Source organism: Bradyrhizobium sp. UBA2491 (assembly GCF_002341725.1).
Lineage (GTDB): Bacteria > Pseudomonadota > Alphaproteobacteria > Rhizobiales > Xanthobacteraceae > Bradyrhizobium.
This window is the reverse complement of sequence record NZ_DDOP01000003.1, coordinates 91,135-106,091: the sequence shown is the minus strand read 5'-3', so window position 1 is coordinate 106,091 and position 14,957 is coordinate 91,135. Positions and strand designations below refer to the sequence as shown.

General features: G+C 64.8%; 10 protein-coding genes. 8 read left to right on the top strand and 2 right to left on the bottom strand.

Annotated features, from left to right (window positions below):
• The first annotated feature begins 133 nt into the window (after positions 1-133).
• The 8 genes from B2W55_RS01140 (at position 134) to B2W55_RS01105 (ending at position 11,011) form a co-directional block, all read left to right on the top strand.
• Complete coding sequence (locus B2W55_RS01140; RefSeq protein WP_006023611.1) at positions 134-991, top strand: response regulator transcription factor; 858 nt, start codon at positions 134-136, stop codon at positions 989-991.
• A complete protein-coding gene (locus tag B2W55_RS01135) occupies positions 988-1,566 on the top strand; it encodes a hypothetical protein (RefSeq protein WP_006023610.1) in 579 nt (192 codons plus the stop codon). Before B2W55_RS01140 ends, B2W55_RS01135 begins: the two co-directional genes overlap by 4 nt.
• A gap of 1 nt (position 1,567) precedes the next feature.
• Positions 1,568-4,969: a UvrD-helicase domain-containing protein gene (locus B2W55_RS01130; RefSeq protein WP_006023609.1), complete on the top strand. Its 3,402-nt coding sequence runs from the start codon at positions 1,568-1,570 to the stop codon at positions 4,967-4,969.
• An 81-nt stretch (positions 4,970-5,050) separates the two neighbouring features.
• Positions 5,051-5,797, top strand: coding sequence for a multiubiquitin domain-containing protein (locus B2W55_RS01125; protein ID WP_024338476.1), 747 nt, complete (start codon positions 5,051-5,053; stop codon positions 5,795-5,797).
• Complete coding sequence (locus tag B2W55_RS01120; RefSeq protein ID WP_006023607.1) at positions 5,772-6,944, top strand: ThiF family adenylyltransferase; 1,173 nt, start codon at positions 5,772-5,774, stop codon at positions 6,942-6,944. Before B2W55_RS01125 ends, B2W55_RS01120 begins: the two co-directional genes overlap by 26 nt.
• Positions 6,941-7,381, top strand: a complete 441-nt coding sequence (locus B2W55_RS01115) for a DUF6527 family protein (protein ID WP_006023606.1) — start codon at positions 6,941-6,943, stop codon at positions 7,379-7,381. Before B2W55_RS01120 ends, B2W55_RS01115 begins: the two co-directional genes overlap by 4 nt.
• A gap of 277 nt (positions 7,382-7,658) precedes the next feature.
• Positions 7,659-7,895, top strand: coding sequence for a DUF2158 domain-containing protein (locus tag B2W55_RS01110; protein ID WP_006023605.1), 237 nt, complete (start codon positions 7,659-7,661; stop codon positions 7,893-7,895).
• 11 nt (positions 7,896-7,906) lie between these two features.
• On the top strand, positions 7,907-11,011 hold the full coding sequence (locus tag B2W55_RS01105; protein WP_006023604.1) for a DEAD/DEAH box helicase: 3,105 nt from the start codon (positions 7,907-7,909) through the stop codon (positions 11,009-11,011).
• A gap of 306 nt (positions 11,012-11,317) precedes the next feature.
• On the opposite strand, the gene B2W55_RS01100 is transcribed toward B2W55_RS01105, so the two are convergent.
• Positions 11,318-12,679, bottom strand: a complete 1,362-nt coding sequence (locus B2W55_RS01100; RefSeq protein ID WP_006023603.1) for a tyrosine-type recombinase/integrase — start codon at positions 12,677-12,679, stop codon at positions 11,318-11,320.
• A gap of 300 nt (positions 12,680-12,979) precedes the next feature.
• Positions 12,980-14,923: a sigma-54-dependent Fis family transcriptional regulator gene (locus B2W55_RS01095; RefSeq protein WP_024584498.1), complete on the bottom strand. Its 1,944-nt coding sequence runs from the start codon at positions 14,921-14,923 to the stop codon at positions 12,980-12,982.
• Positions 14,924-14,957: the final 34 nt, after the last annotated feature.

Below are 14,957 nucleotides of genomic sequence, written 5' to 3'. Positions count from 1 at the left end.
TGCGCGTCGACTACAGGGCCATGCAGGGCATGATCTTTGGCGATCCACCGGATTTCGAGGCGGTGCTCGACAGCATCGGCTCGCTCGAGACGCGTCTCAACAAGAAGGGCGATACGGGAGGCGGGGCCGCGCGATGAACCAGTTGGAGGGAGCTTTCGACACCGGGCAAAAGGCAGACGCGCGTGGCGCGGGCGAAGCGATCGTAACCCCGCTGCGCAAACGCCGCCTCAGCGGCGAACTCTACGAGCGCGACCCGAAGATAGAAGCCCTCATCGCCGAATTGGCAGTCCTGCCGCGTGATGGCTTGATCGCCAGGGCGGAAATCACCAAGCGCTCGGACCCGGGCTACGTCCCGAGCGAATGTCTCGTTTACTTCATTCGCGCGAGCCGTCGCGACAACAACGAGGTGTGGTTCGAGCGCCTCTATCGGATCTTGACCGAACGGGTGCTGCGCAGTTTGCCCAGGGCGGAAAGCTCCGATGGAAAGACGGAATCGCTGACGCGCGGGGTCGTGCGCGACAAGGTGTTCGGCCGGTTCGTCGAGCTCTTTTCGGCGGACCGCGCCGCCTACGACGAAAAGGTCGACTACTTCGAGGTGCGCTTCGATGGCGCGCTAGCGAGCCTGCGGCGCGATGCGCAGGAAAAGGCCTGGCGCGACGAAAACCGTTCCCAGCCCCTCGAATATGACGAGGAGAGCGGAGAACTGTCACCGGAGGTCGAGGCGGCCGCAGGGACCCACGATCCCTTCGCCGTGTCGGATTTCGACGACCCGTCTTACCGGTCGCGCCTGGATGCAGCGATTGAAGCTCTACCGACAGAACAAAGCAGGATCATTCACATGTTGAGACAGGGCTTCCCCATCGACTCCAAGGAGCCGGACGTCATGACCATCGCCAAGGCTTTGGGCCGCTCCGAAAAGACCGTCCGAACCTACCGCGACAAGGCCTTCGCCGCCCTGCGAGCTGCCATGGCCGACGGAGACGAGCGGTGAGCCCCGGCGGCGGACGTCCATCCCGCGAGGCCGTGCTCGACGCGTTCGCGGTCGAGAGCGAGCCTGGCCGGTCGACCTTGGAACGCTATCTGCGGCTATACCCGGAATATGCCGGGGAGCTCATCGACCTCTCGCGCGAACTCAGCCGCGAGGCTTATGAAGATGCCGCACCCCTCTCTGCTACCGATCGGGCGCTGATCGACGCTGCCTGGTCGCAACACGCGAAGGTTATGCCGGCGGCAGCAGCCGACCCTTTCGCGGCGCTGACGGTCGATGACTGGCGCGCCGTCGCGCAGCGTCTGGACGTGCCCCGGCAGGTCGTGACCGCACTGCGCGAACGGCGGGTCTCTCTCGTCAGTATCCCGCGACGCTTCCTGGCGATATTGGCGGATGCGATGCGCAGCTCTGTCGCACAGTTGGAGTCGTCCTGGGGGCCAGCGCACCTGATTGTCGCGCGCAGCTATAAGGCCGACAGCAAACCGGTGGCCGGCGAGCAGGTCACCTTCGAGCAAGTGCTGATCGATGCCGGCGTCCCGGCCGAGAAGCGCGCCCGGCTGTTGGCGGAGGCGGACTGACATGGACAGTGTGGAGCTCGCCAGGCAAGTCGCCGCCGAGCTTCACGCTCGCCTCGTTGCATCCGGCGCCGATCCCTGGTCGCCCTATGACTTTGCTGTCGCCGAGGCCAAGCGGCGGGGGATTGATGTCGAACGGACTGCCGCCGGCGCAGCCGTCCTCAATGGCGGCCGCGCGACTTTCGTCGCCGCCGACGATCTGATTCTTCACGAGAATATGGGCTCTCCGTTCGAGCAAGCTTTCCTCGTGGCGCATGAGATCGGCCATGTCGAGCTGGGCGACGATCCTGGTGGCGAAGCGGCGCCGATGATTGATCCGGCACGCCCGGCCGAGCCCTCACCAGTCGGAATGGATCGGGTTGTCGATTATGGACGCCGGCAACGCCGCGAAGTCCAGATGGACCTGTTCGCGCGCGAACTGCTGCTTCCGCGCACCGTCGCGCGGGCGCTCCATGTCGACCAAGGGCTCGCCGCGTCCGCCATCGCCGCGAAGCTCGGCGCGCCGTTCGAGGTCGTCGCGCAGCAGTTGTTCGATGCTTTGCTGCTGCCGCCCGTGCCTCCCGCCGCGACTGCGGCGCATGTCGAACGGCCGCTCAATCCGCTGCAAGCGGCCGCTGCGGCGCATCGCGGCGAAGCCTATCTGCTTGAGGCGGGGCCTGGCACCGGCAAGACGCAGACGCTGATCGCGCGCGTCGAGGGCCTTCTAGGCGAGGGCGTCGATCCACGGCGCATACTGCTGTTGACCTTTTCGAACAAGGCAGCGGGCGAGATGGCCGAGCGGATCGCGCGCAAGCGGCCCGAGGCTGCGGCCGCGATGTGGATCGGCACGTTCCATGCCTTCGGCCTCGATATCATCCGTCGTTTCCATGCGGAGCTCGGCCTGCCGAAGGACCCGCGGATGATGGACCGGACCGAAGCGGTCGAACTCCTCGAGGGGGAGTTCCCGCGGCTTAGGCTCGCGTACTACCGCAATCTTTACGATCCGACCCAGATCATTGCCGACATGTTGGCCGCCGTATCGCGGGCGAAGGATGAGGTGGTCGACGCCGAAACCTACGCCGCGCTCGCCGACGCCATGCAGGCGAAAGCCCAGGACTCGGATGCGCGCGAGGCGGCGGAACGCGCCGGCGAGGTTGCCCGCGTCTACGCGGCCTACGAACAGCTCAAGCGCAACGCGCATTGCATCGACTTCGGCGATCTTGTCGCCTTGCCGGTGCAACTGCTCGAAAAGGAGGCGGCCATCTGCGCGGCGCTGCAGGCGCAATATGATCATGTCCTGGTGGATGAGTATCAGGACGTGAACCGCAGCAGCGTGCGGCTGCTGAGCGCACTGCGGCCCGACGGCCGCAATCTCTGGATGGTCGGCGACGCCAAGCAGTCGATCTACCGGTTTCGCGGTGCCTCATCCTTCAACATAACCCGGTTCGGCAAGGAGGACTTCGCCGGTGGCAATCGCGGTCGATTGAAGCGTAATTATCGTTCGGTGCCGGAGATTGTCGCCAGCTTCTCCAGTTTCGCGATCACGATGCGCGCCGGCGATGCGGATAGTGGCCTCGACGCGGACCGCGACGCCAATGGACATAGGCCCGAGTTGCGCACGGTCCAGCGCGCCGAGCAGCAGCAGGTCGCCCTGGCCGACGCTATCGAGGAGCTGCGGCGTGACGGCTACGCCTATCGTGACCAGGCGGTCCTGTGCACCGGCAACGAAAAGCTGTCGACGATCGGGCAGGACCTGGAACGGCTCGGCGTGCCGGTCCTCTTCCTGGGAAGTCTGTTCGAGCGGGGTGAGGTCAAGGATCTCCTGGCTCTCCTCTCGATCCTGGTCGATCGGCGCGCCATGGGCCTGGTGCGCATTGCCTGCTGGCGAGACTTCGCCACCTCCTTTGCCGATGTGGTCGCGGTCTTCGACCATCTGCGGGCGGCCGAGCACGCGCCGGCGGGCTGGCTGCGGCATGGCGAGGCGATCCCCGGTTTGAGCGACAGGGGGCGGCAGACCGTTGCCAAGCTCGCGACTGCGCTCGATGGTTTCGATCAGACGGCCTCGCCCTGGACCGTGCTCGCGACGCTGTTGCTCGATCGCACACGCATCGCCGCGCGCCTGGGCGCGTCGGAGGATCTCGCCGACCGCACACGGGGCATCGCGATCTGGCAATTCCTCAACTTTGTGCGGGTACAACCGGCCGGACGCGGGCTGCCCATCACGCGCCTGCTCGATCGTGTGCGCAGGCTCGTGCGGCTCGGCGACGACCGCGACCTGCGCCAATTGCCGGCGGCCGCCCAGCATCTCGACGCCGTGCGGCTGATGACCATCCATGGCGCCAAGGGCCTAGAGTTCGGTGGCGTCCATATTCCTGGGCTTAACAGCGACACGATCCCACGCACGCCGCCGGCGCCGCCCTGTCCGGCGCCCGACGGGATGATCGCGGGGGCGGAGGGCAGTGCGCTGGAGGCGTTCCGCGCAGGTCAGGCCGAGGAGCAGGAGTGCCTATTTTACGTGGCGCAGTCGCGCGCCCGCGATCGCCTGATCCTTTATGCGCCGACCGAGAAGAGTAACGGCCACAACCGACCGCTTTCGCCATTCCTCGACCGTCTCGGGGCGACCTTAACACGCCGTTCGCTCGTGCCGGCACGGCCGCTTCCCGTGGCCGCGGAAGCTCGGGATATCGATTTGGTGGTCGACGGACGGCTGCGGTTAGGCGCCCCGCAGATCGCTCTTTATGAATCCTGCCCGCGTCGCTTCTTCTACACGCATGTCCTGCAGGTCGGCGGCCGGCGAACCGCGACCGCCTTCATGCATCTGCATGAGGCGGTTCGCGTGGTGGTCGAGGCGGTGATCGCGTCGGATGGACCCGTGTCCGAGCAGGCGCTGCAAGATCGCATCGATGCGGCGCTCGCCGGCGAGGGGCTCGGCGAGCACGGCTATCGCGCGGAATTCCGCGATCTGGCGCTGGCAATGCTGCGCTTCTTCCTGGCGAACCGCGCCGAAGCAGTCCCCGAAGCGCCGGTCGCGCTCAGCCTCAGTTTCGGCGGCGAGGAGATCATCGTTCGGCCGGACGAGGTGCTGGTGCGGCCGGACGGCATCCGCGCCGTGCGCCGCATTCGCACGGGTCACATGCGGTCGGCCGAGGGCAAGGATGTCGGCGCGGCGGCGCTGATGCTGGCGGTCAGGCAGTCCTTTCCCGGCGCGGTCGCAGAGCTCGTCCATCTTTCCGACGGCGAGGCACATGCGCTTGCCTTGTCCGATCGGGAGCTGAAGGGGCGCAAGGACAAGCTCGCAAAGTTTCTCGGCGACATCCGCGCCGGACGGTTTCCGGCCGAGGTTTCGTCGCGCACCTGCCCGAACTGCCCGGCCTTCTTCATCTGCGGGCAGACCCCCGACGGCCCCTTGCAAAAAAAGTTCGTCTGACCTTACCGGTCGGCCTCCCTCGCTCCGATTGGACCCTTAGAGCCGCGGCGCTGCCTCGGCCGAACCTAAGGACCCAATCTTATGAACACCGAAGAACTTCTTGATTACGACGATCTCGGCGACGCCCTGCGCGAAGGCCGGGCGTTGCGTCCGGCGCGGGGGTATCGCTTTCTCCTCGCGCAGGGCGATCTCAACTTCCAGTCCCGTGTGGTGAGCGATCCCGTGCCGCTCGGCCGCCAGTTGCTGGAAGCCGCGGCACTCGACCCGCGGGACGGTTACAGCCTCATCGCGATCCTGCCCTCGGGCGATTTCGAGGATGTGAGGCTCAACGAGCCGTTCGACCTGCGTGAGCGCGGCGCCGAGCGGTTCATCGCCTTCCAGACCGACCGCGACTTCAAGCTGACCCTCAACGACCACGAGCTGCTCTGGGGCAAGCCGGTCATCAGCGGCACGGTGCTCTACGGCCTCGCCAAGCCCGGCGAGGGGGAGGCCGTCTTCCTCGAGGTTCCCGGCGGTGAAGATCGCCTGATCGAGCATGGCGAGCTGATCGATCTGGTCCAGCCCGGCATCGAGCGGTTCATCACCGCGCGGCTGACGTTCGAGATCATCGTCAATTCGCGGCCGCGCACGGTGAACGCCCGCACGGTGACGTTCGAACAGATCGTCCAGCTCGCCTTCCCGGGCCAGCACGAACCCAACGTCGTCTTCTCGATGACCTATCGGCACGCGGCGTCGACGCCGCCCGCCGGTGAGCTCGGGGTTGGCGGCTCCGTCGACGTCAAGAAGAAGGGCACGGTGTTCAATGTCACGCGCACTGTTCAGTCGTAATCCGGACCTCAAGCGGCTGCGGGACGAAGGCTACTTCGTCCAGCAGCAGGGCGGGTATCTCGTTATGCGCGAGGTGCCGTATGTCGATGCGCGCCGGGAGGTGCGCATCGGCACCCTCATCTCCAGCCTCACGCTGGCCGGAGATCAGACGCGCCCGCCCGACACCCATGTCATCCACTGGGACGGCGATTTCCCGTGCCACGCCGACGGCAGGCCCATCCAGGGCATCTCGCATGCGGCCGGCGCCTTCGATCTCGGCCACGGCCTGAAGGCGACGCACAGCTTCTCCAGCAAGCCAGACGGCGGCTACTCGGACTACCACCACAAGATGACGAGCTACGCGAATATCCTCGCGGGCCCGGCCGCAGTGCTGAAGTCCGGCGCGACGCCTCGCACCTTCCGCGAACCGGAAGAGGAGGAGGACAGCGTCTTCAACTATGTCGAGACCGCCTCCGACCGTGTCGGGATCGGCGTCCTGACCGAGCGACTCGTCAACGAGCGGGTCGCCATCATCGGCGTCGGGGGGACCGGCGGCTACATCCTGGATTTCGTCGCCAAGACGCCTGTCCGGGAAATCCGGCTGTTCGACAGCGACGAGTTCCTGACCCATAACGCGTTTCGCGCGCCGGGCGCTCCGAGCCTGGAGGAATTGCGGGAAGCGCCCAAGAAGGTCGAATACCTGAAGCGCATCTACAGCCGGATGCACCGGAACATCGTGGCGCACGATGTCGCGCTCGGCGTCGACAACATTCACCTTCTCGACGGCGTCACCTTCGCGTTCCTGTCCCTCGATGCGGGTGACGCTAAGCGGCTGATCGTAGAGAAGCTCGAGGCGATCGGCGCCGCGTTCGTCGATGTTGGCATGGGGCTCGAGCTCGACGAGGGGTCGCTGGGCGGCATCCTGCGCGTCACCGCCAGTACGCCGGAGAAGCGCGATCACGCGCGGCAGCGCATTTCCTTCGTCGGCGGCGGCGCCAAGGACATCTACGCCTCCAACATCCAGGTCGCGGATCTCAACGCCCTGAATGCTGTCCTCGCGGTCGTCAAGTGGAAGAAGATTCGCGGCTTCTACCGCGACCTCGAGCGCGAGCATCACTGCACCTACACCACCGACGGCAACATGCTGATCAACGGGGATCTCGCGTGATACGGCACAAGCGACTCGAACATCGTTTCGTCGAACACATCCCTGAGCGCCTTGAGGCAGGCATTCTCTATGTTTCGATGGAATATGCCACATCAGCCCACAGCTGCTGCTGCGGTTGCGGCGAGGAGGTCGTCGCCCCCTTCACGCCGACGGACTGGAAGATGACGTTCGATGGCGAGACCGTCTCCCTTCGGCCGTCGATCGGCAATTGGACGCTGAAATGCCGGTCACACTATGTGATCGACCGCAGCAAGGTGATCGAGGCCGGCCCCTGGAGTGACGAGCAGGTCGAAGCCGAGCGTCGTCGTGACCGCGCTGCCAAAGCGCGCTTCTACGGGCAGACGCCAGCGATCGAACTTGCCGTTCAGCCCGCTCCCGTCAAGGCGGCTCCCGGCTTCTGGCGCCGCGCCTGGCGTTGGCTATCTGGCAGATCGTGACGATAGGCCCGACGGCAGGTTGCCGTCGGGCTATCCCGCTTCGGAACGCAGCGCAGCCCTAAGAGACAAATCAAGAACATCTATCAGGAGCTTACACGGTCTTCGCCGAAATCCTTGTGCAAGGAATGACCGACACACCATATATTGATGTTAGGCATGGGGCGATCTCCTAGCACGTGCGCGTCTCCACTCATGGTGGTGGGGACGTGGGCGAGCTTCTTGCGACCTCCTCCGGTGCCTGGCGAGGACAGATAGGCATCGAGAAGGAGCGTGGAGAATGGATGCTACCGAATTCAAGCCCGGCGATCTTGTGCGGGTGAAGTCAGGCGGGCCGATCATGACGGTCGAGCAGGTCGGGAAGACGGCCATGCTGGAGGAGGATGCCGTCTGGTGTGTCTGGTTCGAGAAGGTGGGCAACAAGCAGGTCGCGCGGAAAGACACGTTCGCGCCGGTCGTGCTGGAGAAGGCTGAGAAGCCACGAGCCGCGTTCTCCGTCGGCGTCGTTCGGGCGTAGCGTGGTGCCTCATGCCGTTTCGCGGCCTGTTCATCGGCATCGACCGTTATAGCTCGACCGGCATTGATGAGCTGACCTGCGCGCGTCGCGACGCGACGGCGCTGGAGGCACTGTTCTTCGACACGCTGGGCGGCAGCACAGTCTTGCTGGCAGATGCGGAGGCCACGCGGCAGCGGATTGAGGACGCATTTGCCGACCTGGCCGGCTGCGGCCCCGAGGATACGGTGGTGATCGCGTTCTCCGGCCATGGGTCGGAGACACATGAGCTCGTCACCCACGACGCGAATCCAGATGATCTCGCCGGCTCCGCGATCCCGCTCGAGCTGTTGCAGGAATGGTTCTCGCGGATACCGGCAAAGCGCCTGATCCTGTTCCTCGACTGTTGTTTTTCCGGCGGCATTGGGGCGAAGGTTCTGCACGTCGATGCGAAGCCGCGCAGCCTTTTGTCCGCCGAAGCGCGCCTGGCTCAGCTTGGCGGCGCTGGTCGGATCATCTTCACCGCCTCCGCGGCGACCGAGCCCGCCTATGAGCACCGCCGGTTCGGGCACGGCTTTCTGACCCACTTTCTGCTTGAGGCGCTATGTGGCGCCGAGGAAGTCGTGAGCGGCGGCAAGCTCTCGCTCTACCGCCTCCTCGAGCATGTCACGAGCCGCGTCCGGGCGGCCGCGCTGCAGGGCGGCAAAGAGCAGAACCCGACCATGCGCGGGAGCATCGACGGCGATGTCGCGTGGCCCGTGTTCGTGCCGGGCGCTAAGTATCGGGCGGCCTTCCCGGCGCGTCTGCCTGCCAAGGTGACGTCCGATCTTGCCAGCCTCTCGTCGGCCGGTTTCCCCGACGCGCTTGTCACCGCCTGGGCTGGAGCGATCCCGTCCTTGAATGCGCTTCAGATCTCCGCCATCACCGACTTCGGCGTGCTGGACGGCGAGAACCTGGTGGTGTCGGCCCCGACATCCTCGGGCAAGACGATGGTGGGCGAGCTCGCGGCGCTCCGGAACGTGCTGGATCGCAAACGGGCTTTGTTTCTGCTGCCGCTTAAGGCCCTTGTGGCAGACAAGCGGCGGCACTTCGAGAGCGTCTATGGCGGTTTCGGGGTCCGCACGGTGGAAGCGACGGGCGAGACGGACGACATCGCGCCTCTGCTGCGGGGCCAATACGATGTCGGTCTCCTGACCTATGAGAAGTTCGCCGCGATCGCGCTGACATTCCCTCATGTGCTGGCGCAGGTCGGCGCGATCGTGATCGACGAAGCGCAGATGATCGCCGACCGTGGCCGCGGCGCGAATCTGGAGTTCATTTTGACGCTCATCCGGATGCGCCGGCGTGAGGGGATCGAGCCCCAACTGATCGCGCTTTCGGCTGTGATCGGGGACACGAACGGCCTTGAGCAATGGCTCGGCGCGCGGCTCTTGCGGCGCACGGAGCGGCCCGTTCCGCTTGAGGAGGGCTTGTTGCTCGGCACCGGGCATTTCCGCTTTCTTGACCCGGAGAATGGCAATGAGCAGGTTGAGGGGCCGCTCGTTCGGCGTCTTGTCGGCGGCAAAGGATCCAGCCAGGATTGGATCATCCCGCTGGTGCGCAAGCTTGTCGCCGAAGGCCAGCAGGTGATCGTGTTTCGCGAAACCAAGGGCGAAGCCCGCGGCTGCGCCAACTATCTCGCAGAGTCGCTCGGATTGCCTCCGGCTGCCGAGGCGCTGACGCAGATGCCCGGCGGCGATCCCTCGCAGGCCAGCGCCGACTTGCGGAGCGCGCTGGGGCGCGGCGTCGCTTTCCACAACTCGGATCTCGACCGCGAAGAGCGGCGCGTCATCGAGGAAGAATTTCGCCGTAGCGGCTCGGGCCTGCGCGTCATCGCAGCCACGACGACGCTGGCGATGGGCGTGAACACGCCCGCGTCATCGGTCATCATCGCCGGCTTGAATCATCCCGGCGACGAGCCCTATTCGGTAGCCGAATACAAGAACCTAGTCGGTCGCGCGGGAAGGCTTGGCTTCGCCGAGAAGGGAGCTTCGTATCTGCTGGCGCTCGATCCGCGCGCCGAGCATGATCTGTGGTCGCGATACGTGACCGCGGAGCCGGAAGACTTGGTGTCCCGCTTCCTCGACGGTACAACCGACCCACGCTCCCTGATTATCCGCGTCCTAGTCGCGGCACAACGAGCGGCCGGCGAAGGCGTGCCGAGCGAGGAGATTGTCGAATTTCTGGAATCGAGCTTCGGCGCGTTCCAAGCCCGGCGCGCCCATAGCGCGTGGCAGTGGAGCCGGCCGGATCTGCTTTCGGCCCTAGCGGATTTGGAACGCCACGGCCTGGTGCAGAAGAACGCTACAGGCGCGTATGAATTGACCAAGCTGGGCCGTCTCGCTGGCGAAAGCGCGGCAGAGGTCGGGTCCATCGTCGCGCTCGTAGATTGCCTCGGCTCGCTTCAGCCCCAAGAAATCAGCGATCCCGTCCTGATTGCCGCAGCTCAAACGACGGTCGAGGTCGATCAACTCCTTTTTCCGATCAACCGAAAAAGCACGCAGAAAGAGCCTCAGCTATGGCCCAACGAGCTGCAGAGGCAGAATGTGCCGTGGCACGTCCTGAACGCGCTTCAGCGCGGGACAACAGAAGATCATCAGGCGACCCTGCGTGCGAAGAAGGCGGTCGCTTGTCTTTTGTTCGTGTCCGGTCGTGCCATGAGCGAGATCGAGCGCGTGCTGACGCAGTTCGGTGGTGCGTTTGGCGGCGCCGCCGGCCCCATACGCGCGGTCGCAGCGCGGACTTGCGATCTGATGCCGGTCGCGGCTCGCGTCGCCGAGATCCTGCACCCCACGCTCGATCTCGGTGACCGTGTGAGACGTCTGGCGATCCGGTTGACATATGGCGTGCCCAGCGCCGCCGTCGACCTCGCCCAATTCGCTGGAGCCGATTTGCTGCGGGGCGACTATTGCCGCTTGGCCGCCGCGCAGCTCTGTGAGCCCGAACAGATCGACGCCGCAACTGATGACCAAATTCTGGCATGCGTGGACAAGGACAGGCGCAAGCTTGCACTTGTCCGCGATGCGGCGAAGCGCGTTGCCAAGCGTCGGGCCGAAGCGGTGGCGCCTTCCGCCCCGATCCTTGAAGTATATGTGCCCTAAATTGCGCGCAACGGGGGCGTGAGGCGATTGCGTCAGATGCCCCCTCTGCGAGACGTTCCTGCCTCAGAAAGTCTCCAATGCTGGCGGAGCCAATGCGGCAGCGGGCGATCAAGCGGTCGAACGAGACAACGCGCCGCTACGGCTGCGCTCGGTGTGCAGGAGTGTCAGGATGGTCTGCCGGTTCGGAGCAAATGACCTGGTCGCCGATGGCGCCAAACCGAAGATCGTCGATTTCTTCAAAAAGCTTTTTCGACTGCATCGTGGGCGGCGATGAATTGCTCGCCGACCAGTGGCTGATCGCAAGCCTCAAGCTGCCAAGCGACGCTCCTCGTCCTCGGCTTCGTTCCCCGGCTCTCCAACCGCTTTGGTCAGGAAGAGGTCAAGCGCAGCTCGACGAGAATCACGATCCAATGCGTAGGCCGTCTGTTTGAATTCGATCCCCTCGAGTAGCCCTTGGATGTAACCGGAGATCGTGTCGGCGGCCATGATGAGCGCAGTGTCGAGCGTGTGAATGTATTTGCTCGTCACCGAGCCCTTGGAGTGGCCGACGAGCGCCGCGATGGTCACCTCGGTGAAACCGAGATCGTTGGCGATGCTGGCAAAGCTGTGACGCAGGACATGCGGGGTGACGCCGGCGAGCGGACTGTCGCTGAAAATCTGTTCCCAATGGTTCGGGAAGCTGCCGAACGCATGGTCCTCGCCCTGACCTGGGAAGACATAGGTGCCCGCTGCGGTCTTGCGCCGTTCCTCCAGATACTCGACGACGGGCAATCCGATTGGACGAATGGACTCACCTTCCTTGCTGTCCACCAGGCGCATGCAGCTCGCGTCGGTGTCAGCTTCGATCCACATTAGCGAGATCATTTCCGAGCGGCGGCAGCCGGTGAGCGCGATCTGCCGGATGATGTCCACGGTCATGGCGTATTTTTCGTTCGCCGCGGCATCGCGAAGCATTTGCCCGAGGGTGCGATACTCCGCCTCGGTCAGCCTACGATTCCGAACATTGTCCTTGGGCTTCTTGATGCCGTGCGCCGGATTGACCTCTATAATCCCAGCATCGACAGCGTAGGTGAGGATTCCGCCCAATAGGCCGACGGTGCGCGTGGCGGTGCCCGCGCCACCACGAACAATGGCCTTTCCTCGCAGCTTTTTCGTCTTGACGGCGACGCGCGTCTTGCCGGCCATGATGTCCTTCAAGACCTTGTTGATGTCGGCCTTGGTGAGATCCTTGACCCGGCGCGCGCCGATCAGCGGGATGATGTGCCGCTCGATACGGCCAGTGTCGGTGACGATGGTGGTGGGCTTTTTCGGTCGCCCGCCCTTACCCAGAATGAGGCCCGCGTTCAGATCAGCGGTATAGAGGGCGCAAAGCTCCTTGACCGTGATGGCCTTGTGATCGAGCTGACGTTCTTCGGAAGGGTTGTCGCCGCGCGCGACGCGCCCGAGTTGGACCTTCGCTTCTTGCCGGGCTGTCTCCGGCGTCCACACGCCATGCAGGCCGATGGTGTAGCGTCGCGTGCGTCCAACAGCGCGATATTGGATGAGGTAGCTGCGCTTGCCGGAGGCGAACACGCGGAGGCCGAAACCGGGCAGTTCGTCGTCCCAGATAAAATAGTCCTTCTCGCGAACATCGGCAGCGTCCACGATCCGCTTGGTCAGCTTTGCCATGAGGTGTTCCCCTCGCTAGTGAGGGGCTGCTTCCGCGGAAGCACCACGGAAGCAACCGGATGGATATCGGAGCGAAATTCTGGATAGACAGTTCGGCGCGGAAATACGAATTGTCTAGTATCTTCAGTTACATATCGCATTGTAGCGTGCCCTGTCGTGCATTTAGGATAGGCAGGCTAAATTGCTCCGAAGGCAAAGGTCACACGTTCGAATCGTGTCGGGTGCGCCAATCTTCGACCATTCGGCGTAAGGCGGCGATCCGTTCCGGACGGACGCCTGCGGCCGTGCTCGAGGTCGCACTCAGGTCAGGTTCTTCGGCATCGTGATCCCGAAGCGGAGGATCTGGCGGTGGATCGTCGAGCGGTCGACGCCGCGTTCGCGGGCCACGCGCGAGACGTTCCAGCGATTGTTGCGCAATGCCGCCAGCAGCTCGTCGGCCTGGCGTGACATTGCCGCGCCACCCCGCGTCGACTTTCCGGATTTTTCCTCACCCGCCGGATAGGCGATCCGGTCCGGCAGATCGGCAAGATCGATCGTCCCCTCGGTGGCCAGTGCGCAGCCATGATCGAGGGCGTTGATCAGTTCGCGGATGTTGCCGGGCCATTGATACTTGAGCAGCGCGGCACGAGCGCTCGCCGTCAACGCATAGCTGACCTCATGCTCGGTCGAGAGGCGATCCAGGAACCGATCGATCAGCCACTCGACATCGGTCCGCTGCCGCAGCGGGGGCAGCGCGAGCACCGCACCGTTGAGGCGGAAATAGAGATCCTCGCGAAACTGCCCGGCCTTGACCAGCGCGACGAGATCGCGATGGGTGGCGGCGACGACGCGGATATTGAGCGGCACCGGCCGGGTGCGGCCGACCGGCGTCACTTCACGCTCGGCAAGCACGCGCAGCAGCCGGGTCTGCGAGGGGATCGGCATGTCGCCGATCTCGTCAAGGAACAAGGTGCCGCCGTCAGCCTCGAGCACCAGCCCTTTCTTGCCTTTTGCCGCCGCGCCGGTGAAAGCACCGGGCTCGTGGCCGAACAGCTCGCTCTCGATCAGGCTTTCCGGCAGCGCCGCGCAATTGACCGCGACGAACGGCTTGCCTGCCCGCGCGCTGACCGAATGTAGCGCCTTGGTGAGATGCTCCTTGCCGGTGCCGGTTTCGCCGGTGATGAGCAGGCCCATCTGGGTATTGATCAGCTTGGCGGCGCGCGACACCACGTGATGCATCGCAGGATCGCCGCGAAACAAATTGCGCAGCGGCGCGGGAAGCACCGCCTCGCTCCGCGACGACGCCGGCGCGGCAAGCTTGTTCGGCGGCGGGAGGGTCTGCGCGAACAACGTCGCGCCACTATTGGCCAGCCGCAGCGTGCGCTGCCCGGCGGGGCGCGAATGCGCGAAGCGCGGCAGGTCGTCGATGGTGCATTCGAAGATATCGGACACGCCGAAGCCGTCGGCCCGGAGCCTGAGATCGGGACGCTTGGCGAGTTCGCGTGCCAACAACTGTCGGGCGCGATTGTTGAAGCCGATGATGCGGCCGCTGCCGTCGACGGCGATCACATAATCCGGATCGACGTCGGCAAACTCCGCGGAGCCGGACAGTTTAATGATCCATTCGTGCCGGAAACGATTCAGCAGGTTCGCATTCTCGATCTTGTGCGCGAACGACTTGACCAGTTGCAGCGCCAGGAACTGGCTGGCCTTCGGCTCCGGCGAGCGCAGTGCGGAAATATCCAGCACCGCGGCGAGCGCGCCGCTGGGATCGAACACCGGCGCTGCCGTGCAGGTCAGCGGAATATGGGTCGCATCGAAATGATCGGACTGGTGCACCGTGAGGGCTTCCTCGGTCGCGATGCAGGTGCCGACCGCGCAGGTGCCGGCATGCGGCTCGTTCCAGTCGGCGCCGAGATAGAGGCCGGCCTTGCGCAGCGTGTTGTTGAAGGTCGGGTCGCCGATGAAATCCACCGTGATACCCTTGGCATCGGTGAGCAGCAGCACGTAACCGAGCCCGGCGATCTGGCGATAGAGCATCTCGACGCCGAAACGGGCGGTGTGAAGGAATTCGTCCATCGCATCGCGATGCTCGCGCAGCCGTCCGGACGTCACGATGCGCGCGTCGCGCAGCACCGAGGGATCGAGCTTGTGCTCGGAGACGCAACGCACCCACGACTGATGAATGACGGCATCGCGCGCGCTGGTCTGGCCGACCGCAACGCGAACCAACTCGTCGATATGCGCAGCGCGCTCGATGGTCACGGCTGATTCTCCTGGATATTTCCTCGCACGTTCC